Origin of the sequence: Sulfurimonas sp. HSL3-1, assembly GCF_039645995.1 — a bacterium.
Lineage (GTDB): Bacteria > Campylobacterota > Campylobacteria > Campylobacterales > Sulfurimonadaceae > Thiomicrolovo > Thiomicrolovo diazotrophicus.
The window spans coordinates 332,978-355,457 of the sequence record NZ_CP147920.1 but is presented as its reverse complement, the minus strand read 5'-3'; the positions used below and the strand labels follow the sequence as shown (position 1 = coordinate 355,457).

Annotated in this window: 22 protein-coding genes and 2 tRNA genes; 10 read left to right on the top strand and 14 right to left on the bottom strand. The window is 57.5% G+C overall.

Annotation, left to right across the window (positions count from 1 at the left end):
* Window positions 1–41: 41 nt before the first annotated feature.
* Together WCY31_RS01865 and mnmG are read right to left on the bottom strand one after the other, a co-directional pair.
* Window positions 42–911: a hypothetical protein gene (locus WCY31_RS01865; protein ID WP_345970543.1), complete on the bottom strand. Its 870-nt coding sequence runs from the start codon at window positions 909–911 to the stop codon at window positions 42–44.
* Window positions 908–2,788, bottom strand: coding sequence for a tRNA uridine-5-carboxymethylaminomethyl(34) synthesis enzyme MnmG (gene mnmG, locus WCY31_RS01860; RefSeq protein ID WP_345972926.1), 1,881 nt, complete (start codon window positions 2,786–2,788; stop codon window positions 908–910). The genes WCY31_RS01865 and mnmG overlap by 4 nt, the downstream gene beginning before the upstream one ends.
* Before the next feature lie 144 nt (window positions 2,789–2,932).
* Between mnmG and WCY31_RS01855 the strand changes: the two genes are divergently transcribed.
* Window positions 2,933–3,020: transfer RNA gene (locus tag WCY31_RS01855), tRNA-Ser, on the top strand.
* 101 nt (window positions 3,021–3,121) lie between these two features.
* Here WCY31_RS01855 and WCY31_RS01850 read toward each other — a convergent pair.
* Window positions 3,122–3,346, bottom strand: coding sequence for a hypothetical protein (locus WCY31_RS01850; RefSeq protein ID WP_345970542.1), 225 nt, complete (start codon window positions 3,344–3,346; stop codon window positions 3,122–3,124).
* Between the two features lie 129 nt (window positions 3,347–3,475).
* Window positions 3,476–4,348, bottom strand: coding sequence for a hypothetical protein (locus WCY31_RS01845; RefSeq protein ID WP_345970540.1), 873 nt, complete (start codon window positions 4,346–4,348; stop codon window positions 3,476–3,478).
* A gap of 110 nt (window positions 4,349–4,458) precedes the next feature.
* On the opposite strand from WCY31_RS01845, the gene WCY31_RS01840 reads away from it, so the two are divergent.
* Window positions 4,459–5,580: a hypothetical protein gene (locus WCY31_RS01840; protein ID WP_345970539.1), complete on the top strand. Its 1,122-nt coding sequence runs from the start codon at window positions 4,459–4,461 to the stop codon at window positions 5,578–5,580.
* Window position 5,581: 1 nt separating this feature from the next.
* Here WCY31_RS01840 and WCY31_RS01835 read toward each other — a convergent pair whose 3' ends face one another.
* From WCY31_RS01835 to WCY31_RS01795, 9 genes are all read right to left on the bottom strand, one after another.
* Window positions 5,582–6,907 carry a diguanylate cyclase gene (locus tag WCY31_RS01835; protein WP_345972925.1) on the bottom strand — a complete coding sequence of 442 codons (1,326 nt, stop codon included), beginning with the start codon at window positions 6,905–6,907 and terminating at the stop codon, window positions 5,582–5,584.
* On the bottom strand, window positions 6,904–7,458 hold the full coding sequence (locus WCY31_RS01830; RefSeq protein WP_345970537.1) for a YfiR/HmsC family protein: 555 nt from the start codon (window positions 7,456–7,458) through the stop codon (window positions 6,904–6,906). Before WCY31_RS01830 ends, WCY31_RS01835 begins: the two co-directional genes overlap by 4 nt.
* The gene (locus WCY31_RS01825; protein WP_345972924.1) at window positions 7,455–9,500 is read right to left on the bottom strand and encodes a TonB-dependent receptor plug domain-containing protein; all 2,046 of its coding nucleotides are present in this window, start codon (window positions 9,498–9,500) and stop codon (window positions 7,455–7,457) included. The genes WCY31_RS01830 and WCY31_RS01825 overlap by 4 nt, the downstream gene beginning before the upstream one ends.
* Window positions 9,501–9,580: 80 nt before the next feature.
* Window positions 9,581–10,201 carry a uracil phosphoribosyltransferase gene (upp, locus tag WCY31_RS01820; protein ID WP_345970535.1) on the bottom strand — a complete coding sequence of 207 codons (621 nt, stop codon included), beginning with the start codon at window positions 10,199–10,201 and terminating at the stop codon, window positions 9,581–9,583.
* A gap of 86 nt (window positions 10,202–10,287) precedes the next feature.
* A complete protein-coding gene (rplT, locus tag WCY31_RS01815) occupies window positions 10,288–10,641 on the bottom strand; it encodes a 50S ribosomal protein L20 (protein WP_345970534.1) in 354 nt (117 codons plus the stop codon).
* Between the two features lie 98 nt (window positions 10,642–10,739).
* Window positions 10,740–10,931 (bottom strand): 50S ribosomal protein L35, encoded by a 192-nt coding sequence (gene rpmI, locus WCY31_RS01810; protein ID WP_231020065.1) that lies wholly within the window; start codon window positions 10,929–10,931, stop codon window positions 10,740–10,742.
* 132 nt (window positions 10,932–11,063) lie between these two features.
* Window positions 11,064–11,597 (bottom strand): translation initiation factor IF-3, encoded by a 534-nt coding sequence (infC, locus tag WCY31_RS01805; RefSeq protein WP_255707412.1) that lies wholly within the window; start codon window positions 11,595–11,597, stop codon window positions 11,064–11,066.
* Complete coding sequence (gene thrS, locus WCY31_RS01800) at window positions 11,594–13,402, bottom strand: threonine--tRNA ligase (RefSeq protein WP_345972923.1); 1,809 nt, start codon at window positions 13,400–13,402, stop codon at window positions 11,594–11,596. The genes infC and thrS overlap by 4 nt, the downstream gene beginning before the upstream one ends.
* Window positions 13,403–13,541: 139 nt before the next feature.
* A tRNA-Val gene (locus WCY31_RS01795) sits at window positions 13,542–13,617 on the bottom strand.
* A 152-nt stretch (window positions 13,618–13,769) separates the two neighbouring features.
* Here WCY31_RS01795 and WCY31_RS01790 point away from each other — a divergent pair.
* Window positions 13,770–14,183 carry a hypothetical protein gene (locus WCY31_RS01790; protein ID WP_345970532.1) on the top strand — a complete coding sequence of 138 codons (414 nt, stop codon included), beginning with the start codon at window positions 13,770–13,772 and terminating at the stop codon, window positions 14,181–14,183.
* Window positions 14,180–15,259: a DegT/DnrJ/EryC1/StrS family aminotransferase gene (locus tag WCY31_RS01785; protein WP_345972922.1), complete on the top strand. Its 1,080-nt coding sequence runs from the start codon at window positions 14,180–14,182 to the stop codon at window positions 15,257–15,259. The genes WCY31_RS01790 and WCY31_RS01785 overlap by 4 nt, the downstream gene beginning before the upstream one ends.
* On the opposite strand, the gene WCY31_RS01780 is transcribed toward WCY31_RS01785, so the two are convergent.
* Window positions 15,256–16,083: a hypothetical protein gene (locus WCY31_RS01780; protein ID WP_345972921.1), complete on the bottom strand. Its 828-nt coding sequence runs from the start codon at window positions 16,081–16,083 to the stop codon at window positions 15,256–15,258. The genes WCY31_RS01785 and WCY31_RS01780 overlap by 4 nt on opposite strands.
* 183 nt (window positions 16,084–16,266) lie before the next feature.
* On the opposite strand from WCY31_RS01780, the gene topA reads away from it, so the two are divergent.
* The 6 genes from topA (at window position 16,267) to amrB (ending at window position 22,444) form a co-directional block, all read left to right on the top strand.
* Window positions 16,267–18,492, top strand: coding sequence for a type I DNA topoisomerase (gene topA, locus WCY31_RS01775; RefSeq protein WP_345972920.1), 2,226 nt, complete (start codon window positions 16,267–16,269; stop codon window positions 18,490–18,492).
* Window positions 18,489–19,010: a YfcE family phosphodiesterase gene (locus WCY31_RS01770; RefSeq protein ID WP_345972919.1), complete on the top strand. Its 522-nt coding sequence runs from the start codon at window positions 18,489–18,491 to the stop codon at window positions 19,008–19,010. Before topA ends, WCY31_RS01770 begins: the two co-directional genes overlap by 4 nt.
* A complete protein-coding gene (locus WCY31_RS01765; RefSeq protein ID WP_345970527.1) occupies window positions 19,007–19,855 on the top strand; it encodes a biotin synthase in 849 nt (282 codons plus the stop codon). The genes WCY31_RS01770 and WCY31_RS01765 overlap by 4 nt, the downstream gene beginning before the upstream one ends.
* 3 nt (window positions 19,856–19,858) lie before the next feature.
* Window positions 19,859–21,022, top strand: a complete 1,164-nt coding sequence (locus WCY31_RS01760; RefSeq protein WP_345970526.1) for a cation:proton antiporter — start codon at window positions 19,859–19,861, stop codon at window positions 21,020–21,022.
* A 64-nt stretch (window positions 21,023–21,086) separates the two neighbouring features.
* Window positions 21,087–21,668: an AmmeMemoRadiSam system protein A gene (gene amrA, locus WCY31_RS01755; protein ID WP_345972918.1), complete on the top strand. Its 582-nt coding sequence runs from the start codon at window positions 21,087–21,089 to the stop codon at window positions 21,666–21,668.
* Complete coding sequence (gene amrB, locus WCY31_RS01750) at window positions 21,665–22,444, top strand: AmmeMemoRadiSam system protein B (RefSeq protein ID WP_345972917.1); 780 nt, start codon at window positions 21,665–21,667, stop codon at window positions 22,442–22,444. Before amrA ends, amrB begins: the two co-directional genes overlap by 4 nt.
* The last annotated feature ends 36 nt before the right edge of the window (window positions 22,445–22,480 follow it).

Below are 22,480 nucleotides of genomic sequence, written 5' to 3'. Positions count from 1 at the left end.
TATAAAATATTTCGCTCTATCTTATATAAAATAGGATTAAGTCAATATAAATCTAGATTTTGTTTAAGAAAGGTTGCCAGTTTTTCGCTATTTTTGGGGCATGCGTGATAGGTATGTGATTGCATTTTATTTAATGCTTCGGATAATGCAGACTTATTAAAACCATGAATAACGGGAATGGTGAGTGATTCAAAAAGCGGAATGAAATCGGTCGGGTAGTCTTCCCGCTGCAGGTAGATCGGTTTGCCGCCGGCGGCCAGATGCTCCAGTACTGCCTGCGGCGAGGACGTTACCAGACATTCGCTACCGGCGATCACGGCATCGTACGCCTCTTCGTCATGCAGCGCCGTGAAACTGCCCTTGAGTTTCTCGCCGTAGCCGTAGAACCAGTAGAACCCTTCCAGCAGCTCCAGCTCCAGCCCCGCGAAGGTTGCAGCGTTCGCCGCAAGGTCCTCTTCATAATCATCGTCGCCGAAGAAGAAAGCCCGCTTGATCGTTTTGGGCTTTTCTTCGAACCAGGCGTCGTCCACCGCGACCCCCTTGAAAACCCCTTCGCCTTCGAGATAGGGGGAGATAAGAAGTTCATCGGGATGCTTCTGTTCGTTGGGATCGTCGCTGATGCGGATAAAGGTCGAGAAGTAGCGGGTCATGTCATCGAGCATCACCGGATTGATCTCGGCGGAGTCAAAGATGATCTTGTCCCCGTTGTTTGCGATCTGGGGGATGTTGCGCACGACGTCAACACCGACGGCACGCTTGATGCCGTGTTCGCGGGCCATCGAGGCGATGCGGAAATCGGAGCTCAGCAGGGTGATGTCGACGTCGCCCAGCGCGCGGATGATCGTCGCGGCGCGGCGGAAACGGTCCAGGCCGATGCGGTGCCCGGTATGCACATAGTAAAAGAGTCTCATCCTGCCGCCTTTTTCTGCGCCATTTTGATATAGATGTGCAGGATCTCGATCGCTGCCGGCGTCACCCCGCTGATCTGCGAGGCCGCCTGCAGGGTCGGCGGGTTGAAGGTCTTGAGCTTTTCGACGATCTCGTTGGAGAGCCCTTTGACGGAAGCGAAATCGAACCCTTCCGGGATCTTGATGCTGATGTTCTTCTTCATCTTCTCGATCTCGTCAAGCTGCTTCTCGACGTAGCGGGCGTACTTCGCGTCGATCATGATCTGCTCCTGGATATACGGATCGTACTTGGAGAGTTCCGGCAGAAGTTTCAGCATCTTCTCACGGGTGAAGCTCTTGCGGGCGATAAGCTGCTGCGCGCTGATCTTGTCGGTCACGCGCTCTTCGCCGATACTCTCGAGAAAGGCAAGGAACTCTTTGTTCGGAGTATATTCCGTCGCGTTGATGAGCGCTGCTCCCTCTTCGATCTGCAGCCGTTTCGCCTCGAACTTCTCAAAGGTAGCATCGTCGATGAGTCCCGCATCGTGGCCGTATTTGCCCAGGCGGATGTCCGCCGTCTCTTCGCGCAGCAGCAGGCGGTACTCGGCGCGGGAGGTGAACATGCGGTAGGGCTCTTTGGTCCCCTTGGTGACCAAGTCGTCGATCAGAACGCCGATGTAAGCTTCGTCGCGGCCCAGCACCAGCGGCTCCCGTCCGTCCAGGGAGAGCGCAGCGTTGATCCCGGCCATCAGCCCCTGGGCCGCCGCTTCTTCGTAGCCCGTCGTGCCGTTGATCTGCCCGGCGAGGAAAAGGTGGTGCACCTTTTTCGTCTCCAGGGAGTGCTTCAGCTCCGTCGGGTCAACGTAATCGTACTCGATGGCGTAGCCGTAGCGGACGATCTTCGCGTTCTCCATGCCGCGCACGGAGTGGACCATCGCCTGCTGCACATCCGGCGGAAGCGACGTGCTCATCCCGTTGATGTAGCACTCGGTGTTCTCCTCGGTCTGCGGCTCGATAAAAAGGTGGTGACGATCTTTGTCCCGGAAACGATTGATCTTATCCTCGATGCTGGGGCAGTAGCGGGGGCCTATACCCTCGATCTGGCCGGTGAAGAGCGGGGCGCGGTGGAAGTTGCCTTCGATGATGCCGTGCGTATCCTCATTCGTGTAGGCGATGTAACAGGGGAGCTGCTGCTTCGTTTCGGCGAACGTCTCGCGGTCGGTGCGGAAACTGAAGGGGCTCGGCAGTTCGTCGCCGGGCTGCTGCTCCATCACCGAGAAATCGATCGTCTTGGAGTCGACGCGGGGGCAGGTCCCCGTTTTGAGGCGACCGACCTTGAGGCCGAGAGCGCGGAGCGAATCGGAGAGATTCTCCGCCGAGAACTCCCCGAAGCGGCCGGCGGTCTGTTTGACCTCGCCGATATGCACGACCCCTTTGAGAAAGGTCCCCGTCGTGAGAATGACACGTTTGGCGCGGTACTCGTTGAGCAGGTTCGTACGTACCCCCGTTACCGTCTGCTCTTCATAAAGCAGCCCTTCGACGGTCTCCTGCAGCAGGTCGAGGTTCGGGGTGTTCAAAATGACGTTGCGCGCGGCGATGCGGTACTTGTCCATATCGATCTGCGCCCGGCTGCCGCGCACGGCGGGACCTTTGGCGGCATTGAGGATGCGGTACTGGATCCCCGCCTCGTCGGTGAGCAGTCCCATTTCGCCGCCGAGGGCGTCGAGTTCTCTGACCAAATGCCCCTTTGCCAGTCCGCCGACGGCCGGGTTGCATGACGTCGCCCCTACCTGTTCGGCCAGCATGGAGACCAGCAGGGTCTTCTTGCCCATCCGTGCCGCCGCGAGGGAGGCTTCGATGCCCGCATGCCCGCCGCCGACGACGATAATATCGTATTCCAACACGTCTCTCTCCGCTATTCAGGTCTTTTCGACCTTTTAATAAATGGAATTATAGCGACTTCGGAGCCGATACCTCTGCCTAGCCGCTTCGTTTAAAACTAAATTGAGGATTGATCGGGTATAATGCGGGTCTTCAAAAAATGTAGACAGGTGGCCGAGCGGTTGAAGGCGCACGCCTGGAACGCGTGTAAGTGTAACAGCTTCGAGGGTTCGAATCCCTTCCTGTCTGCCATATCCATCACCTCTTTATTTCATCCGCTTTGAACACATCATCACTATAGAAGCATTTGACACCCTTCGGCATCCCTGCAACGGCATTGGCCTTCAGAGAATTTACTCCTCTTCGTCTTCCGAAGCATCCCGCGTCGGTTTATGCGTCTTCAGCCACGCCTCGATCATATCGCGTTCCCGGTCCGTATACCCTCTTTTTTCATTGGGAAGCGCCTCATCGGACTCCTCTTTTGCGGGTCTCCTTTTCCGCGGTACCGCATCATCGTCGTCATCATAGGGAGCAGCGTTCTCCCTGCCGGCCGAAGCATCATCGTCATCATACTTCATCGTATTCCTCCGAGACTATATGTAGCAATCATAATCTATTTCGAATGAGGAAACAAGAGCAAATTAATGCCGTTCGGCGCGGGAATGAAAACGGAAAGAACCGGCCGCCGGCCGGGAAGAAGAAGTCTGCTACAGTTTACACATCTTCCAAAGTGTCGAGGTAGCGGTGCCGCCGGAGAGTTCGATGGTCGCGATGCAGTTCGCGTCGGCGCCCTCGAGGTATTGAAAGACGAGATAGCGGATCCCTGCGATCTCCATGATTTTACCGTCCGCACTGACGCCCCACTCGCCGCCGCTGCCGGTCGATATGGTCCCGTTTTCGCTGAAATAAAGCGTCTCTGAGGGCGCCGTGTTGCCCGAATAGCCCGAAATCGTCCATGTCCCTACAACCACGAAGTTGTAGTTGAGCAGGTTCCCGAACTTGACCGTCGGGCCGTAATAGTAGCCCGACGTCGACACATTGGCATCCTGGTTCTGCAGCGTTTCATGGCAGAGCTTCAGGGTCTGGCCGTTGTCGGTCACCTCGTAGCAGTTCGGCTGCCCCTGATACCCCTGTCCCGTAGAGGTGTACTGGTGAGTCACCCCGTCGTAATTGCCGACGGAGAGCGGGTTCCCGGTCGCGGCGACACCCCACTCCCAGTAGCTGTTGTAGCCGTCGGACCTGTTTTGCTGAAAACCGAACCCGTCCGGCTGAAAGCTGTATCCGTACTGGTAACGGTCATAAAAGACGATGCCGTCGGTGCGGTCCGTGTTGCTCTGGGAGTAGATGCTCCACACGTCCTCGGCTACCGTCTCCCCCGTCGCGCTCGGGAAGAGGACGCTATCGCCGTAGCATCCGAATGCGTTTTCGGAGTAGGAACCCGCCGGGCAGTTGTTTGCCGGCGTCGTCGGCAGGTCGATGGTATTGTTATCCTGCGTCTGCACATCTTCGACCGGTCCGCATCCGCCCAGCAAGGCAAAAAGCGCCGCTGCTGCCATGATCAAGGTATGTCGTTTCTTCATACTTCCATTATACCCTTTGAAGTTAAACTCCTTATGGCTTTCGCGAACTCACAGCCGACTTTCTCTATAATGTCCCCAAAAACCGACGGTGCCCCGGAAAAGGAGTCGTATTGCCCAAAATCAGCAAAGCCATCGCCAACCTCGATGACAGCGAACTGGGCGATAACCTTCTCTACTACGACTACCACGTCAAGCACCTGCTCTCCCTCGTCAAAAAGGGGCTCGGTCCCGACAGCGACGCCTTCATGAGCGCGTACCGCTCCTTCGAAGGGGAAGTCTTCGAAAACTACGCCTACGAGATGCTGCTGCGCTACGCCAAACAGCACAAATTCATCAAGAAATTCATCGTCAAAGGGCCCCACAAACAACGTACGAAGGCCCAGCCGAACGCCCTCTCCGTCAACTGGAAGGGACAGATCGTCTACCGGATCAAGCGCAACGAGATCGGCGAATTCGACGCGATGTTCTTTACGGAGAAAGAGCTCTACTTCGTCGAGATGACCCTGGTGGGCTCGGTAACGAACCTGCGCAAGCGCATGCGGAAAAAACGGGCGCTGCTGCAGACCCTCTTCCCCCACTACGACATCAAGGCCCTCCTGGTCCTCAACGAAGGGGTGACGGGGCTCAGCACCCTGCCCGATTATGCGACGGCATGGGTCACCAAACCCTACAGCGCCGCGAGCGTATTCGAATGGCTGAAGCAGGAGAAACGGCCGCGCCGCAAGCCCTTCAAACGCATCAGCGGATCGCAGATCGTCGGAACGGAAGATCTTAAAATCCACCCGTTCCGCTACTACAACACCCTGGGGTGGGTACTGAACAAGACGCGGATCAAGAACGGAGTGATCAATACCCAGTTCCTCTTTTCCAACACCGTGCAGCGCTACCACGACCTTTTCGTCAAAATGTATATCGGCTATATGGAGCCCGACGCCTTCAAAGAGCGCTTCCCCGGCATCGCCAACCCGAACGATGCCCGGGCCTACATCGCGGTCGAAAAAGAGCACACCGGCGGCTATATCCTCAACTTTTTTCTCTCCCACAGCCGCAAGAACCTGGAGCTGATCACCGAGCGCAACGGCCGTCCCCACTCCGTCAAGAAAGATCCCTACGGCGTCACCGTAACGGAAATCGCCTATATCAGCAACGTCATCAAGCCTCACCATGCCATGAGCAGTGCCCAGGTCGATACGGTGATCCGGAAACTCTCCAAACACCACGTGACGGAGTAGGCTAGGCCGGATCGCGCCCGCCGTACACGATGCGGTTCCGTCCTGATTTCTTCGCCCTGTAAAGCGCCTCGTCCGCCGCGGAAATACATTTGGAAATGCTGTCCGCAGGCCCCGGCACCAGCGAACAGTAGCCGAAACTGAGGCTGACGCCGCGCACCGCTTCCGCCGGGGAAGGCAGTTCTGACATATTCCACACTTTCTCCTGCAGGCGTTTGACCAGGGCCAAGGCATCTTCATGCCCCGTATTGAAAAGGATGATGGCAAACTCTTCGCCGCCGTAACGCGCCACCAGATCCGACGCGCGCTTGATCTCGCTGCCGAGGATTTCGGCAATCGTATGGATCACGACATCGCCGGCAGGGTGCCCGTAAGTGTCGTTGACCCGTTTGAAATTGTCAATGTCGCAAATAATGAGCGAAAGCGGGAGATGTTCGCGTACGCAGATCGACCAGTGCTCCGTCAGGTGCTCCTGAAACGAACGCCGGTTCGCGATGCCGGTCAGGACATCCAGGCGGCTCAGGGCCTTCAAGCGCTCGTTCGCCGATTTGAGGGCTGCCTCCGCCGCCTTGCGGATGCGGATCTCCTCCTGAAGCTGCGTATTGGTCCAGCTCAATTCGTCCGTGCGCTCCCGCACCTTTTCATCCAGGTGCCGGTTGAGTTCATCGAGCTCGGATGTGTAGTGGCGGATACGTTCAAACATCTGCTGCATCGACTCCTCGATCATCCGCACCTCTTCACAACACGCCTCGGGCATCGTACTCATATCGTCGGTTTTGGGATCGAAATTCTGGATCCACTCCAGCAGTACATAGAGCGGCCGTATCGCAAAATGCAAAATGACGATCAGCAGCATCAAAAGCGCTCCTGCGACCAACACAAAACTGACGATAAACGTCCGGTGTTCATGCTCCGTCATCTGCAGCACCCGGCTGGCAAAGACGAATGTCACCTCGCCCAGTGCGCTTCCGCCCTGCGGGTCCGGTAGCACTTTTTGCAGACGGATCTCGGGACCTTCCGGCGGTTGCCGCACCTGCGCGTCGATCGTTCCCGCCTGCTCCGTCCGAAGAACAATACGCACCAGGTCCGGATTCTGCTCAACCAGCTCCATCATATACTGCCGGTTCTCCTCCCGCAGCTCAAATGCCGTGTTCACCGCCAGGACGGGAAGTACCGTGTCGGCGACGGTCTCGTACTTACTCTGTTCGGCGGCGTTGAGAATGACTTTGAGCTTGACTTCGTACTGGTACTGCACCAGCAAGAAGAGTACCAGGGCAAAGACGACTACCGTGCCGAGGATGCGGACACGAACGCTGATCGACGCTTTCATCGTTTCCCCCTCGGCGGCTCCAGGAGTTTGGAGATGCGTTTGAGCCCGCTGCTGAAGTGTATCCCCGCCTCCTTCGCCTGCGACAGGTTGAGGTAGGGACGCACGCTCCGACCCACGTGCAGCGAGATGAGTACCCCATCTTCAAGGTAGCGGTTCTCATAGGAGACCGTCAATTTGCGCTTCGCGGTCGCAAACGAGACGGCACGACGGATGTTGGGTTCTTCCGCGTTGAGCAGGAAAAGGAGTTCGCTGCGCGCACAGCGTTGCTCCAGACTTCCGTACCGGCTCTTGACGATCCAGATCCGCTCGCCTTTCCACCCGTCGGGATAGGCGGTGCGGACCATGCTGGCGAAGGCATCGGCCACCTCTCCTTCTCCCTCGTCGTACACGACGCAGATCGCCAGGCGGCCTTCCACGTTATTCGTCACCCCCGTACTCATCCTCAAAAAACGCGGTACCAACTTCGCCTGGGTCTCGAGCAGCACCGGTTCATACTGGTATGCCGCCAGGGCCAGCGGCAGCAACAATACAAAGATGCCTACCCGTTTCAAAACCGGTACTCTGCCGTGATCAGAAAGTTTCTGCCTTCCCGGGGAAGCCCCCCGGGGTGGCGGGAGTAGTAGCTGGGATAATGCACATCGGCATCGGTGAGGTTTTTCATACTGATCATCAGGCTCCAGTGCGCCGGGCTGACATAGGCCAGCGTCGTATCCAGCGTCAGGTAGGGCGAAAGGTTCGACGACCCTGCCCGTGCCTCAAACTCGCGGTTATAGGGACGTTCTCCGATGTATTTGGCCAAAAGGGAGAGCGAAAAGAGCGGCGTCATGTAGTGGACGTAATACCCCTTCGTCATCCAGAGCGCCGCCGTCGGCATCAGCTGTTCGATCCCGCTCCCGGCCGTCTGGTAGGTCGTATGGGTATACGAGAGGCTCAGGTTCAAATGGTCCTGGGCCAGCAACATCGCATCGTATGCCATTTCAAACCCAGCAGAGGTGCGCGACGGCCAGTTCCTGTAGCCGCCTTCGGCCGGTTTGTCATCAATATCGAGGACATCGCGTTGCAGCGCATAATAGCTGTTGAGCTGCAGACGTTGACCGGTGTCCTGTTTAAAGATGGCGATCGCTTCGAAGGTCTCCGTCGTCTCCGCGGTGAGCGACGGATTCCCGGCACGGGTGCCGTCGCCGGGACCGTAATCCACCGAGTACTGCTCCACCCAGGAGGGGACACGGAACGCATGGCCGTAATTGAGCTTGAACTGCCAGCGGTCATCCGGTGTATAGAGGGCGCCGACCTGCAGGCTCGGGTAGAAGCGTTTCTCCTTGGCATAATAGTCCCCCCGTGCGGCGAGCAGCAGGCCGAACTTCCTGCTGACGTCCCAGTCATCACGCAGGTAGAGGGCAAGGTTGTCGCGCCGCAACCCCTCTTCAACGAGAGGACGGTCACCGTAGGGGGTAAGCGTATCGCTGATCTCGTTGCTGCGCTCCGCGATGCGCTGCCACAGTACACCGGCTTCGATGGCGTTCCCCTCTACGGCCCTGCTCTTCAGACGGCTTTCGACCCGGAACCTGTCCTCGCTTTCGTTCACGCTGAAGCGGTAGGGGATCCACACCCCCGCCGCAGAGTCGTGATAATAATCCTGTGCCTCGACATCAAGATCGTAGTAACTGTATGCGAGCGTCGTATGCAGCGTCGTGGCACTGCCCACCGGCGCTTCGTACCCCCCTTCGGCAAAAAAGTAGCGCTCGATATTGCGGGGATCGGTGTCAAGCTCCAGACGTTCGTTCCACCCGTAATAGTTCCCGCTTTCTCTGCTTTTCAGTCGGCTCTTCAGGCTCCATCCCCGGTGCTGTAAGCTCATCCCGACACTGTAATCGTTCAGACGCTCATTGCTTTCGGAGGCGCGAAGAAACGGGACGGCCCCCGTCCCAGGATCATAGATATAGTCCGGTACAAAGTCGTCACCGGCATAGAGAAATTTGTCCGAACGCTGCAGGTAGACATCCGCCTGCAGCGACGTCTCCGCCCCCAGTGGCGCGAAGATACGTCCGCCGCCCATACGGTAGGCATAACTCCCCCCACCGAAAAAGAGGCCGCTGCCGTCCGCTTCACTGTGGCGCGTCGTCACGCTGATCACCCCGTTGAAAGCCCCGCTGCCGAAATAGGCGGATGCCGGTCCACGAAGCACTTCGATCCGCTCGATGATTCCCACCGGCAGCTCCAAGAAGGTGGCGGTGTTCGACAGAAAAGCGGTTTCAATGGGAACGCCGTCGAGGACCAGGCGCGTTTTGTCGAAGGTAAAGGTATTGGGATTGTCAAGCCCCCGCACGATCACTTTTTTCACCCCGAACTGGCTGATACTCGTCTCAACGCCGGGCATGATCGAAAGAGCCTCGAAGAGCGTGTTCAGCCCGAGTCGGAACAGTTGATCATGTTCGAGAACCGAGACGACAGAGGTGGTGTAGTCGAGGTTCAACCCCGCCGATGCAACCCCGCGGTTCGCTTCTTCCAGCAAAGCCGCCAGATCATCGCTGCCTGTCCCGGAAGCCATAAGCATCAGGGGGAAGGCACATCCCAACACTGTTCCCAGTTTCACGTAACACCCTGAATCCGATATAACATAATCCTATACTATAGGAGAACGTCTGAGGGGATTGTTAAATTCTGCGACTATATCTAGAGCGTATTAAAGGCCCGGTCGCCGGCGTCGCCCAGGCCCGGAAGAATGAATTTGTCCGCACTCAGGCCTCTGTCGATCTGCGCAATGAAGAGGGCCAGCTCCGGATGTGTAGCCGTGACCTTCTCCACCCCTTCGGGGGAAGCGATGATATGCAGCGACGTGATCCGTGCGGGCTCCTTTTGGCGCAGCAGCGTCACGGCATCATTAAGTGAACCGCCCGTCGCGACCATCGGATCGACGATCACGACATGCCTGCCGCGGCATTCGGGCACGCGGTCGTAATAGAGCTTCGCTTCATGCGTCGTCTCATCCCGTTTCATCGCCAGGAAACCGACCGAGGCCTTTGGGAAAAGATCCATGACGGCATCGAGCATCGGCAGCCCCGCGCGCAGGATTGTCACGAAAACGATCTCCGATTCATCCGCCAGAGCATACGTGTTCTCTCCCTGCCAGGTTCGAAGCGGCACGGGCTTCAGATCATCCTCCCCCAGTGCCGCATCCACCAGCAGCAGCGTCAGCTGTTTTACCAGCCGGCGAAACTCTTCTGCGTCAGTTGTCCCGTCACGCAGCCGGTTGATGAGATGGGTTGTCAAAGGGGAATGGAGTGCATGGGTCATGGAAGCTCCTCGAAAGAAGAATCATCAATTGTACAGAAGATTATCTAAAAGGGAAAAAAGAGAATCGGGGCCGCAGCCCCGGAAGATTACAGCGCCGCTTTGGCCTGTGCGACGACGGCAGAGAAAGCCGCTGCGTCGTTCATCGCCATGTCGGCAAGAATTTTACGGTCAAGCTCGATGCCTGCTTTTTTCAGACCGTTCATGAACGTAGAGTAGTTCATATCGTTAAGGCGGCATGCCGCATTGATACGAACGATCCACAGTTTGCGGAAATCGCGTTTCTTCTGCTTGCGGTCACGGTAAGCATAGACGAGGCTGCGCTCGAGCTGCTCTTTCGCTTTGCGGAAGTGTTTGCGGCGACCGCTGTAGAAACCGCGTGCAAGTTTCAGTACTTTTTTGTGACGACGGCGTCTGACGACACCCGTTTTTACTCTTGGCATATTCTTTTCCTTTCTTTACCCGTTCATCTGTTTCACTGTTCCGGGTGCCGCTGTGCGGACTTGCCCAGCCTGAGCTGGAGAGTTAGCTGTTGGACCGCTTACGCGATCATTTCTTTGACGGCTTTGGCATCTGTGTTTGTCAGATACTTCGGCGTGTTCTGCTTACGGCGTGTACCGGCATCCTGTTTTGTCAGGATGTGGCTGCGAAACGCTGTACCGCGTTTGACTTTGCCGCTTTTTTTGACCTTGAAACGCTTGACAGCGCCCTTGACCGATTTCATCTTTGGCATCGTGCATCCTTTCTGTAATCTCGACATTTACACCTGCAGGTATAAAATGAGGACGCGATTATAGCGTAAAAAACGTTAAATTGGAATAGCGTGTCTGGAAGATGCCGGCGGATGCCGGCAGCAAGGGAAGGATTATTTCTTCTTGTCGTCTTTTTTCGGCAGGACGAGCATATTGTAGTAGCGCCCTTCCAGGCGCGGCTCTTTGTCCATGACGCCGATATCCTCGACCATCGGCCATACTTTGAGCAGGACATCCTTCGCCGCTTCGGGGTGGGCCATTTCGCGACCGCGCAGAAAGACGCGGAATTTGACGTGCTTGCCCTCTTCGAGGAACTCGCGGGCGTGTTTGACCTTGTAGCCAACGTCGTTCTCGGCGATCTTGACGGAGAGTTTGATCTCCTTGACCTCGATCTTAACCTGCTTCTTCTTCGCCTCTTTTTTCTTCTTCTCTTCTTGGTACTTGAATTTGCCGTAATCCATGATCTTCGCGACCGGCGGTTTTGCCGTCGGGGAGATCAGAACAAGATCAAGTCCGAGCTCGTTTGCTTTGTCCATCGCGACATCTGTCGGGACGATACCCAGTGCTTCTCCGCCGTCTACGACACAGCGTACCTCGTGAGCTCGGATGTCATCGTTCATGATGACGCGGTCTTGTTTTTTACTCAAAAATGTACCTCATTAATTTTCTTCTGGATCAGCGCGATGAACTCCGCTTCGGAGAGATCGTACTGTGTCCGTTCGCGGCGGTCGCGTACCGCCACTTTCTTGTTGGCTACCTCGTCGTCACCGATAACGATGATCATAGGCACCCGTCCTTTTTCCGCCGTACGGACCCGTTTGTTCAGACTTTCGTTCTTGTCGAAGATCTCCGAATCGGCTCCGATGTCCATCAATTTGTCCGACAGCTCCTTCGCATAAGCGTTATGCGTTTCGGCGATCGGAATGATCGCGACCTGCGTCGGCGCGACGAACATCGGGAATTCCCCGGCGTAATGCTCTGTCAATATACCAATAAATCGCTCAAATGAACCTAAAATCGCACGGTGGATCATCACCGGCTGCACCTTGGCGTTGCCTTCGCCCGTGTATTCGAGCTCGAAACGCTCCGGCAGGTTGAAGTCGAGCTGGACCGTTCCGCACTGCCACTCCCGGCCGATCGCATCGGTGATTTTGATGTCGATCTTCGGCCCGTAGAAGGCCCCGCCCCCCTCGTCGATCCCGTAGGTAAGGCTGTTACGGTCCATCGCCGTCTTCAGCGCGTTGGTCGCCGTTTCCCAGATCGCGTCGTCGCCGACGGCCTTCTCCGGCTTGGTTGAGATCATCATCTGGTACTCAAAGCCGAAGGTCTTCATGATCTTGTCGATGAAATCGACGATCTCGATGATCTGTTCCTCGATCTGCTCCGCCGTACAGAAGATGTGCGCATCATCCTGCGTGAACTCCCGGACACGGAAGAGCCCGTGGAGCGCCCCCGTCATCTCGTGGCGGTGGACGACGCCATATTCAAAGTACTTCAGCGGCAGGTCGCGGTAGGAGTGCAAGTCGTGTTCATAGGCCTTGATGTGGCCGACGCAGTTCATCGGCTTGACGCCGAACTCGATCTCGTCGATATTTGTGAAATACATGTTCTCGCCGTAGTTCTGGTAGTGCCCGGAGGTCTTCCAGAGATCCGAACGCAGCATCTCCGGTCCGCGGACCGGCTCGTAACCGCGCTTGCGGTGCGCCTTGAAGAGCAGTCCCTCCAGGCGCGAACGCAGGCGTCCCCCGGCCGGAAGCCAGATCGGGAAGCCCGCGCCGACCTCTTCGCGGAAGGTAAAGAGTTTCATCTCGTTGCCGATCTTGCGGTGGTCGCGTTTTTCCGCCTCCGCCATGCGGTCAAGGTAGGCTTTGAGGGTCTCTTTGTCCGCGAAGGCGACGCCGTAGATACGGGTCAGCATCTCGTTCTTGCTGTCGCCGCCGCGGTAGGCCCCGGCGATCTTCGTCAGTTTGAAGTGACGGATATGGCGCACGCTCGGCAGGTGCGGACCCCGGCAGAGGTCCTCGAAATCGCCCTGTTTGTAGACGGAAACTTTTGTCTCCGGGATACGCTTCAGGACATCGAGTTTCAGCTCGTCGTTGCCGAATTTGTGTTTCGCCTCTTCCATCGAGATCTCATAGCGTTCAATGTCATACTTCTTCTTCGCCAGTCTGAGCATCTCTTTCTCGATATTCTTCAGGTCCGCTTCGCCGATCTCTTCGTCGACTTTGAAGTCGTAATAGAATCCGTCTTTGACGACGGGACCAACGAAAAACTTGGCATTGGTGTAGAGCGAATTGATCGCCTGGGCCATCAGGTGTGCCGTGGAGTGGCGTAGTACTTCCAGGGCGTCATCCGAGTTATCCAGTACGATCGCTTCCCCGCTGATTCCGAGGGCCTCGGCGGTTTGCAAATCAATGATATCGTCGTTGTGTTTGAGTGCAATAGCATCCATCAGTCTCTGTTCCTAACATTCATTTTGTCACGGGACACCCGAAGACGTCCGAAAATATTGGCGTGATTCTAGCGAATTTTCCTATGGAAACTAGTTAAAGGATCGGATAAGGAGCGGGATTTAATATTGTTTGGAAGAATGGTGGCCCCAACAGGACTTGAACCTGTGACCACCACCATGTCAAGGTGGTGCTCTACCAACTGAGCTATGGGACCATCAGTTAAGAGGCCGAAATTATAGCCCCTCATATATTAGAAACTGCTTAAGAATAGCGCATGACCTGTCGCCACTTTCCCCGCATCCTCAAAAGCGTTTGGACAACGGCAGCTATGATATGATTATATATTTACAGCATTAAGGAGCGCAAATGACGGCAATGGAGTTGGAACGGTCGCGCATGTCGGACAACCCCGTTTATGTCAACCCTTTTTTGCTTTTTATTGTCTTGCTCGGTGCCCCCTATGTCTTTTTTCTCGTGCTGCTGGTGCTGGTCACGGGGGAACTTGACATCCTGCTGCTGATCGAAACCGTCTGGCAGGGGGAGTGGAGCGCCTATATGAAGACCTGGGCGATCGGAAGTTTCGTCCTGGCACTGCTCGGGGCGCTCTTTTTCGGCGGCTACCGCACCGAACGCTACCTGCTTCGCAAACGCTCTTCGCGTTCGGTGACGCCGCAGAGAGGAGTGCACCACAGCCACTTCGTGATCGAAGCGGAGCCCGAACCCAAAGACGAGACCCGCTACGCCGATCTCGATGATGCCATGGAGTCGCCGAGACCATGAGCGCCCCCGGCGTCACATCAGCCCCCATCCCCTTCTCGGCCCGGGTCAGGGAACGTGACGCCCTTGCGGCGCGGACCTTCGCACTCGACCCTGATGCGCCCGCCCGGCTGGAAGCGGCCGTCGCGGCTTACCACGGCTGCGCCCACGCCATTGCGTTCGACACCCCCTCCTCCGCACTGGAAGCGCTCCTCGCTCCCCTCAAAGAAGCGACGATCATCACCGACGCCATGGCCCCGTCCCACCGCTCCAGCGCGCTCCGCCGCAGCGGTGTCCGCACGCGCTACGCCGACATCGGTCTTAACGGCGTCCTGATGGCCGCCGCCGTCGAAAAGGCGATCGGTACGGAAACAGACGCCGTGCTCTTCGCGCATTTCGGGGGCATCCGTTCGATCGCTCCGGAGGTTCCGGCCGCACTGACACTGCTCGAGGACGCTACCGGTTCCCTGCTCCCGATGAAGCCCTCCGGCTCCGCCGTCTGGTCACTCGCGCCCCTCATGCCTGAGGGCGTCAGCTCTACCGGCTTTCTGCTCACCGACGACGATGTAATCGCGCAAAGTGCCCGCCTTTTTCGCCGGGGGGGCCGGCAGCCTGGCAGTCTCTGGAACTACGACCTTCCCCTCCGGGGGGCCGACTGCACGCTGGACCTTCTCGCCGCCGCCGTCGCGCTGGAACAGCTGCGGCACCTGGAAACCGCCTGCGAGCGCCGCCGCGAGAACAGTGCGCTGCTGGACGAACAGCTGCACTCCAGTACCCTCTTTGACTGCATGAAGCGCGCCCCCGATGACGCCCCTGAAAGCTACCCCATCCTGCTGACCCCGCAGCTCTACTGTCCGAAAGAGGATATTTATAGCAGCATAAGAGGGAAAGGTATTGAAGCGACCGTCTGCTGCAAACCGCTTTACAAAACGACGGCGTTCAAAGATGAGGGGGTCCGTTTACCGGTGACGGAGGATTTCTACAAGGCCCTGCTGCAGCTCCCCTGCCACCACAGGCTCACTACTGACGAAATCAGGCAGGTCGCCGCGGCCGTGCAAGAAGCGACGGAGAAGTACGCCTACCGGGGCTGCAGCTTCTAAAACGCTTCGACCATCGAACGTGCCAAAACACTCGCAATCGCCATCACCAGGAACATCACATAAAAGAGTCCGGCCGTCAGCAGTGCAAACAGGATCGGGCCGAAAAGGGGGATAAGGAACAGAAGCATCATCGCGATTCCCACGAGCATACCTATTCCCAAAAGTGCCAATCCGAACACGAAGAGAAAACGGAAATACTCCCCTTCTGCCGCTGCTTTCCAAACCGAGGGTAGAAAGACGGAAAAGACCGCCTTGAAAGCGTCGCCGAAGGTGTCGGAGAGAATGACCCGTCCCTGGGCGATGGGATAGACATAAATGATCAGCAACCCGATGAGCAGCACCGGCAGCAGGCTCAGTCCCATCGCCTCCATCAATGCCATCAGCTGGGCCTCATCCGCTATGGTCTCTTCCAGCATCATGGGATCAAACCCCGCAGAGAGTGCCAGGGTCATCCAGATGATGAAAGCGCCCATGCTGATGACAAACCACCCGAGCCATGCTCCGAAAGCCGGTGCCTGGTAGCGGGTCAAAAAGGTGCTGAGCGTCGTCAGGCGGGCCTCGGAAAGGAAGGCGTCGATGGAGGCCGCCTCCGCGAAAGCCCGCCCGACATAGATCTGCACCGACTGGGCGAAAACCCCTACGGCCACCGAGGCTGCCAGACCGACGATCGGGACCAGCTCCAACAGCGTCAGCAGCACAAAAGCCGCCACCGTCATCAGGGCCAGGGTGCGGTTTACAATGATAAACTCCCACCCGAGACGAAATACATTCTTCACCGGTTCGTGTCGGGCCTCATCCATAAGGCGGTTTTCTGTCGTTTCCATCGTTTCCTCTCTCTTGATGTCGGACTATTATACAGAACCGTGCCCCTCAAAGCCCTGCGCCGCTTTCGGGCGAGCGGCAAACTTGCCTCTGCCTTAATCTCGCCATCCGGCTTCGCAGCGTTAAAACTTTTTTCGCTACACTTGCGAACTCAAATCGCCAATACTATATATATAGGAAACTCATTGAAACTGATTATCGTAGAGTCCCCGGCCAAGGCAAGAACCATCAAGAACTTCCTCGGAAAAGGGTACGAAGTCATCGCTTCCAAGGGGCATATCCGCGACCTCCCCAAAAGCCGTTTCGGCATCAAAGTCGACGAGGAAGCACGTACGCTTACTCCCGAATACAGCGTTTCCAAGGAGAATGCGCCCACCGTCAAACAGATCCAGGAACTGGCAAAAAAAGCGGATGAAATCTATATCGCGACCGATGAGGACCGCGAAGGAGAAGCGATCGGATGGCACATTGCCCATGCGATCAAAAAAGATCCGACGTCCCTGCCGCGCATCGTCTTCCACGAGATCACCAAAACCGCCATCGCCCACGCGCTGGAGACGGCCCGGGAGATCGACATGGACCGCGTCAACGCCCAGCAGACCCGCCGTCTGCTCGACCGCATCGTCGGCTACAAGCTCTCTCCGCTGCTGAGCTCCAAGATCCAAAAAGGGCTCTCCGGCGGCCGCGTCCAGTCCTCGACGCTCAAGATCATCGTCGACCGCGAACGGGAGATCAAGGCCTTCACGCCCGAAGAGTACTGGACCATCGATACCGTCTTTGCTCCGGGCATCGACGCGAACCTCTACAGCTACGAGGGTGAAAAACTCGACAAGCTCGCTATCAAGAACCAGGCAATGGCCGAGGCGATGACCGAGCGCATCCGCGGCGAAGCGTTCAGCGTCAATGCGATCGAGACCAAGCAGCGCAAGACCTCCACGCCGCCGCCGTTTATGACCTCGACCCTGCAGCAGACGGCGTCGAGCAAGCTCGGCTTCTCTCCGAAAAAGACGATGATGCTGGCCCAGACTCTCTATGAAGGGGTCAAGACGCCCACCGGCACCTCCGGGGTCATCACCTACATGCGTACGGACTCCCTCAATATGGCCAAAGAGGCCGTCGAAGCGGCCCGCGACACCATCGTAAACACCTACGGGGAGAAGTACCTGCCCAAGAGCCCCAAAGCCTACGGCAAGAAGGCCAAGGGTGCCCAGGAAGCCCACGAGGCGATCCGCCCGACGATGCTCGATTTCACGCCGCAGGTCGCCGCGCAGTACCTCAAACCCGACGAGTTGAAGCTCTACCGCCTCATCTATACCCGCTTCCTTGCCTGCCAGATGACCGACGCCGTGTTCGAACAGCAGTCTATCACCTTCAAAAGCGAAAGCGCCGAGTACCGTGCGACGGGCCGCAAACTCCTCTTTGACGGTTTTTATAAAGTCCTCGGCACCGACGACAAGGACAAACTGCTCCCGACCCTCGAAGAGGGGCAGAGCATCGCCCTCGAGTCGATCGCGCCGACCCAGCACTTTACCGAGCCGCCGTCGCGCTACTCCGAGGCGAGCCTGATCAAGAAGCTCGAAGCCGAAGGGATCGGCCGTCCGTCTACCTATGCGCCGACGATCTCAACACTGCAGGCCCGCAGCTACATCAACATCGAAAAACGCCAGATTGTCCCGACGGAAGTCGCCTTTACCGTCACCGAACTGCTCGAGAAGCACTTCCCGGAGATTGTCGATGCGAACTTCACCGCCAACATGGAGGAGATCCTCGACAAGATTGCCGACGAACACCACGACTGGCAGAGTGTCCTTATCGACTTCTACTTTCCCTTTATGGAGGAGATCACCAAAGGGAAAAAAGAGATCAAGAGTCTCAAGATGGCCGAACCGATCGGCCGCAACTGTCCCGAATGCGGTTCAGAGCTGCTGATGCGCTCGGGCCGCTACGGCAAGTTCATCGCCTGCAGCGGCTTCCCCAAGTGCAAATACACCGAACAGGTCGCCGAAGAGGGGGACGAGGCGAAACCAGCCGCCGAACCAGAAACGACCGACGAGGTGTGCGACAAGTGCGGCAGCCCTATGGTCATCAAAAGCGGCCGCAACGGGAAGTTCCTGGCCTGCAGCGCCTACCCGAAATGCAAGAACACCCGTCCCCTCGAAGCCCCGAAAGAGGCGGCAGTCCCCTGTCCGGACTGCGGGGGCAAGCTGCTCTTCCGCCAGTCGCGCCGCGGCGCCTTCTGGGGATGCGAAAACTACCCCAAGTGCAAGTTCATCTCGAAATTCGAGCCGACGGACAAGAAGTGCGACCAGGAGGGATGCGACGGCGTCCTCGCACGCCGCACCTACCGCGGCAAAGAGGTCTATGAGTGCGTCAAGTGCAAACACCGCACCCCGATCGAGGAAGAGGCGTGAAAATCGGGCTGCTCTCCGATACCCATAAAAAAGTGGAATACTCCCGGCAGGTGATCGACCATCTGCTGGCCGAAGGAGCCGAGTTCCTGATCCACTGCGGCGACATCGTCAAAGAGGAGATGCTCCAGCAGCTCAAAACCTGCGGCAAACGCTACGTTGCCGTCTACGGTAACAACGACCCCCATCTCGCGGCGGTCCATAACCGCTACAGCCTGGTACAGGAGCCCCACTACTTCAAACTGGCAAAGACGAAATTCAAACTGATGCACCTACCGTTTTATATGGCACCCGACGCCCAGATCGTGCTCTTCGGTCATACCCATACTTTCGAGTGCGATTTCAAAAACGGGACGCTCTACCTTAACCCCGGCGAAGCATGCGCGCGCTCCAAACCGGTCTCGGAATGTGCTATGCTTGAGATCACGGATGACACGTTTGGCGTCACCCAGTACAGCCGGCCGCTGGAAGAGGAGACTTTCCACGCCAGACACTTCAGTTTCGAGAGGGAATCGGCATGACCGAGAAGGTTTTTCTGTGCGCTATCAGCAACATCAACAGCGGCACCTGCAGCGAAGACTGCAAGTTCTGCTCGCAGAGTGTACGCTATAAGGCCGATATCGCCCGCTACAAGCAAAAGCCCGTCACAGACATCATCGAAGAGGCCCGCGCAGCCAAAGCCTCCGGCGCCCTGGGCTTCTGCCTGGTCACGGCGCACAAGGGGCTTGACGAACGTACCCTCGATTTCGTCTGCGAAGTCGCCGAGGCCGTCAACGCGGAGGTCCCGGGGCTGCGACTGATCGCCTGTAACGGTACCGCCTCCGTTTCCCAGCTCGAAACTCTCAAGCGATCCGGCATCAAAGCCTACAACCACAACCTCGAAACCTCCCGCGAGTTCTACCCGCAGATCTGCACCACCCACCCCTGGGACGAACGGTTCGAGACCTGCGAAAACGTCAATGCCGTCGGTCTCAAGCTGATCTCCGGCGGTATCTTCGGCCTGGGCGAGAACCAGGAGGACCGCATCAGTATGCTCACCTCCCTGCAGAAACTGAACCCGGTCTCCGTCCCCATCAACTTTTACCACCATAATCCGGCCCTGCCCCTGCGCCCCAACCCCCTCAGCACGGACGAAGCCCTGGAGCTTATTACGCTGACGCGGCAGATGCTGCCCAATGCAGAGCGCATCATGGTCGCGGGCGGACGGGAACTGATGTTCGGGGAACGGCAGCACGAGATTTTTGCCGCCGGCGCCAACTCCATCGTCGTCGGGAACTACCTCACGACCGAAGGTCGCGACCGCAATGCCGACCTCGAGATGCTGCGCGATCTCGGTCTTGCCGTCGCGGACCGTGTAGGGGAGTAACCTATGGATCATGATATCACGCTCATTATCACCCTGGCGCTGATCATCATCTTCTCCCCCTTTCTTGCCAAACTCTTCAAGATCCCCACGACGCCGATCGAGATCATCCTCGGCGCCTTTTTCGGTTTCGTCGGACTGCTGCACGGCAGCCACTTTTTCGAATTCATTGCAGAAGTAGGTTTTTTGTTCCTCATGTTCCTCGCCGGGATGGAGATCAATCTGCGCACCTTCTGGCGTCTGGACCGCACCGTGCTGCGGCGCATCACCCTCTACCTAACGGCCCTCTATGCCCTCTCCGGCATCGCCGTATGGTACTTTGATCTCGGCCGCATCTTCATGGTCCTGCTGCCGCTCATCTCTGTCGGCCTCGTCGCCGCGCTCAACAAGGAGTACGGCAAAGCCGAATGGCTGGGACTCGCCATGCTCGCCGGCGGGATCGGCGAGGTCGTCTCCATCGCCATCCTGACCGTCTCCTCCGCCGCGCTCGAGTACGGCGACGGCATCGGACTGTTCAAGACCATCGGTTCGCTCATCCTCTTTATCGTGATTATCATGCTGCTGTTCAAGCTGCTGCAGCTCTTTTTTTGGTGGTATCCCGAAGTCGCCACGATGCTGATGCCCCACGTGGACAACCGAGAACAGGATGTACGCCTCTCCATCGGCATCCTTTTCCTGCTGGTCGCCATCATGCTCTACCTCGACCTCGAACTGGCCTTTGCCGCCTTCATCGCCGGGATGTTCATCCCCACCTTTTTCGAGCATAAGCATGAGCTTCCGGAGAAACTCGGCAGTTTCGGTTTCGGCTTTCTTGTTCCCCTCTTTTTCATCTATATCGGCACGACATTCGACCTTAATGCGCTGATGATGGAGGGGCTCATCGCCAAAGCCCTGATGGTTACCTTCCTGATGATCGCGATCCGCCTGATCGCGGCGCAGATCTTCGCGCCGGCGATGGGGTGGCGCGACGCTCTGCGCATCGGCCTCAGTCACGCCATGCCCCTGACGCTCCTCATCGCCATCACGACCCTCGCCTACACCAACAACAGCATTGACAAGCTCCACTACTACGCGCTGATCCTCGCGTCGCTCTTTGAAGTCATCGTCGTCATGATCGCCATCAAACTGCTCCATATCGTCCGGATGCCGGCGGAGGAGCTGCACGGCTAGTCTGCTACCTATCGTAACATTGTTTTGTGCTATAATCGTCTGATATGGCATGAAGGAGACGGCTATGACGCTTCAGACCCTCCTGCTGCAGCTCGCACGCGCAGCGATTACATCGGCGTTCGGCGAACCTTTCCCGTTTAACAAAGCCGAACTGGTGGCACAATTCCCGGAACTGGACGAACCCCGCGCCACCTTCGTCACCCTCAAAATCGGGGGCAAGACATTGCGCGGCTGCATCGGTTCCATCATCCCGCACACCTCGCTCTACGAAGATGTCATCGCCAACGCCAAATCGGCGGCCTTCAGCGACCCCCGCTTTGCGTCGCTGACCGACCGCGAATACCGCCGCTGCAGTGTCGAGGTGTCGCTCCTGAGTGTCCCGGAGAACCTCCCCTATGACGATGCTGCCGACCTGCGCCGCAAGATCCGCCCGAACGTCGACGGGGTCATTCTGCAGCTGGGGGGCCGCAGCGCCACCTTCCTGCCGCAGGTCTGGGAGGAGCTGCCCGATTTCGATGCCTTCTTTGCCCACCTCGGCCTCAAGGCCGGCCTGGGGACGGACGTCCTCAACCACCATCCCGAGATCTTCACCTACCAGGCGGAGCATTTCGAGGATGCCCCGCTTCAAACAGGAGGTGTGCTATGAGCGCACGCACCACCGCACATGCCGGCTCCTTCTACCCGGCCCAGGCTTCCGAGATCGAGCGCTTTTTCAAAGCGTTCGAAGAGATGGGGAACGTTGACGTCCCCGAAACGCCGCGGGCGCTGATCGTTCCCCATGCGGGGTACATGTACTCCGGCTTCACCGCACACCTTGCCTTTGAACAGCTGCGTCACAGCAGCGCCAAACGCGCCATCGTCATCGGCCCTTCGCACCGTGTCGCCTTTCACGGGATGAGCGTCTCCCTCTTCGACGAGTTCGCCACCCCGCTGGGGGCGCTGACCATCGACAAGGCGTATGCCGAACGTCTGAAGGAGACCTACAGGCTGGCGTTCGAGCCGGCGATGCACATGGAACACTCGACGGAGGTTCAGATGCCTTTTATCAAGCATTATGCCCCACAACTTGAGGTCGTGGAGATGGTCTACGGCGCCTTCGACCCGAAAACCCTCGGCGCCATCATTACCGATCTGCTCAAAGATGAAGAGAACATCGTCGTCATCAGTACGGACCTGAGCCACTTCTATACGGAGGAGGAGGCAAACAGGCTCGACAATATCTGCCTGAACGCCATCGACAAACGCGAACCCTCCATGATGCATTCGGGATGCGAAGCCTGCGGTGCCATCGGGGTCGAGGGTGTGCTGATCGCCGCGCAGAACGACGACCTCAACGTCAAGCTCCTCGACTACCGCACCAGCAGCTGGGCGACCAAGGATACGAGCAACGTCGTGGGATATACATCTGCTGTGTTTTATTAGTGCTAAGTGCTAAGTGCTAAGTGCTAAGTGCTAAGT

Bases quoted from the DNA above. Each gene is read 5' to 3' on its own strand.
- WCY31_RS01780 (WP_345972921.1), bottom strand. From the start codon at position 16,083: ATGGAAACGACAGAAAACCGCCTTATGGATGAGGCCCGACACGAACCG.
- rplT (WP_345970534.1), bottom strand. From the start codon at position 10,641: ATGCCAAGAGTAAAAACGGGTGTCGTCAGACGCCGTCGTCACAAAAAA.
- WCY31_RS01765 (WP_345970527.1), top strand. From the start codon at position 19,007: ATGACCGAGAAGGTTTTTCTGTGCGCTATCAGCAACATCAACAGCGGC.
- amrB (WP_345972917.1), top strand. From the start codon at position 21,665: ATGAGCGCACGCACCACCGCACATGCCGGCTCCTTCTACCCGGCCCAG.
- thrS (WP_345972923.1), bottom strand. From the start codon at position 13,402: ATGGATGCTATTGCACTCAAACACAACGACGATATCATTGATTTGCAA.
- WCY31_RS01790 (WP_345970532.1), top strand. From the start codon at position 13,770: ATGACGGCAATGGAGTTGGAACGGTCGCGCATGTCGGACAACCCCGTT.
- WCY31_RS01865 (WP_345970543.1), bottom strand. From the start codon at position 911: ATGAGACTCTTTTACTATGTGCATACCGGGCACCGCATCGGCCTGGAC.
- WCY31_RS01760 (WP_345970526.1), top strand. From the start codon at position 19,859: ATGGATCATGATATCACGCTCATTATCACCCTGGCGCTGATCATCATC.
- amrA (WP_345972918.1), top strand. From the start codon at position 21,087: ATGACGCTTCAGACCCTCCTGCTGCAGCTCGCACGCGCAGCGATTACA.
- WCY31_RS01835 (WP_345972925.1), bottom strand. From the start codon at position 6,907: ATGAAAGCGTCGATCAGCGTTCGTGTCCGCATCCTCGGCACGGTAGTC.
- WCY31_RS01785 (WP_345972922.1), top strand. From the start codon at position 14,180: ATGAGCGCCCCCGGCGTCACATCAGCCCCCATCCCCTTCTCGGCCCGG.
- WCY31_RS01850 (WP_345970542.1), bottom strand. From the start codon at position 3,346: ATGAAGTATGATGACGATGATGCTTCGGCCGGCAGGGAGAACGCTGCT.
- rpmI (WP_231020065.1), bottom strand. From the start codon at position 10,931: ATGCCAAAGATGAAATCGGTCAAGGGCGCTGTCAAGCGTTTCAAGGTC.
- upp (WP_345970535.1), bottom strand. From the start codon at position 10,201: ATGACCCATGCACTCCATTCCCCTTTGACAACCCATCTCATCAACCGG.
- WCY31_RS01845 (WP_345970540.1), bottom strand. From the start codon at position 4,348: ATGAAGAAACGACATACCTTGATCATGGCAGCAGCGGCGCTTTTTGCC.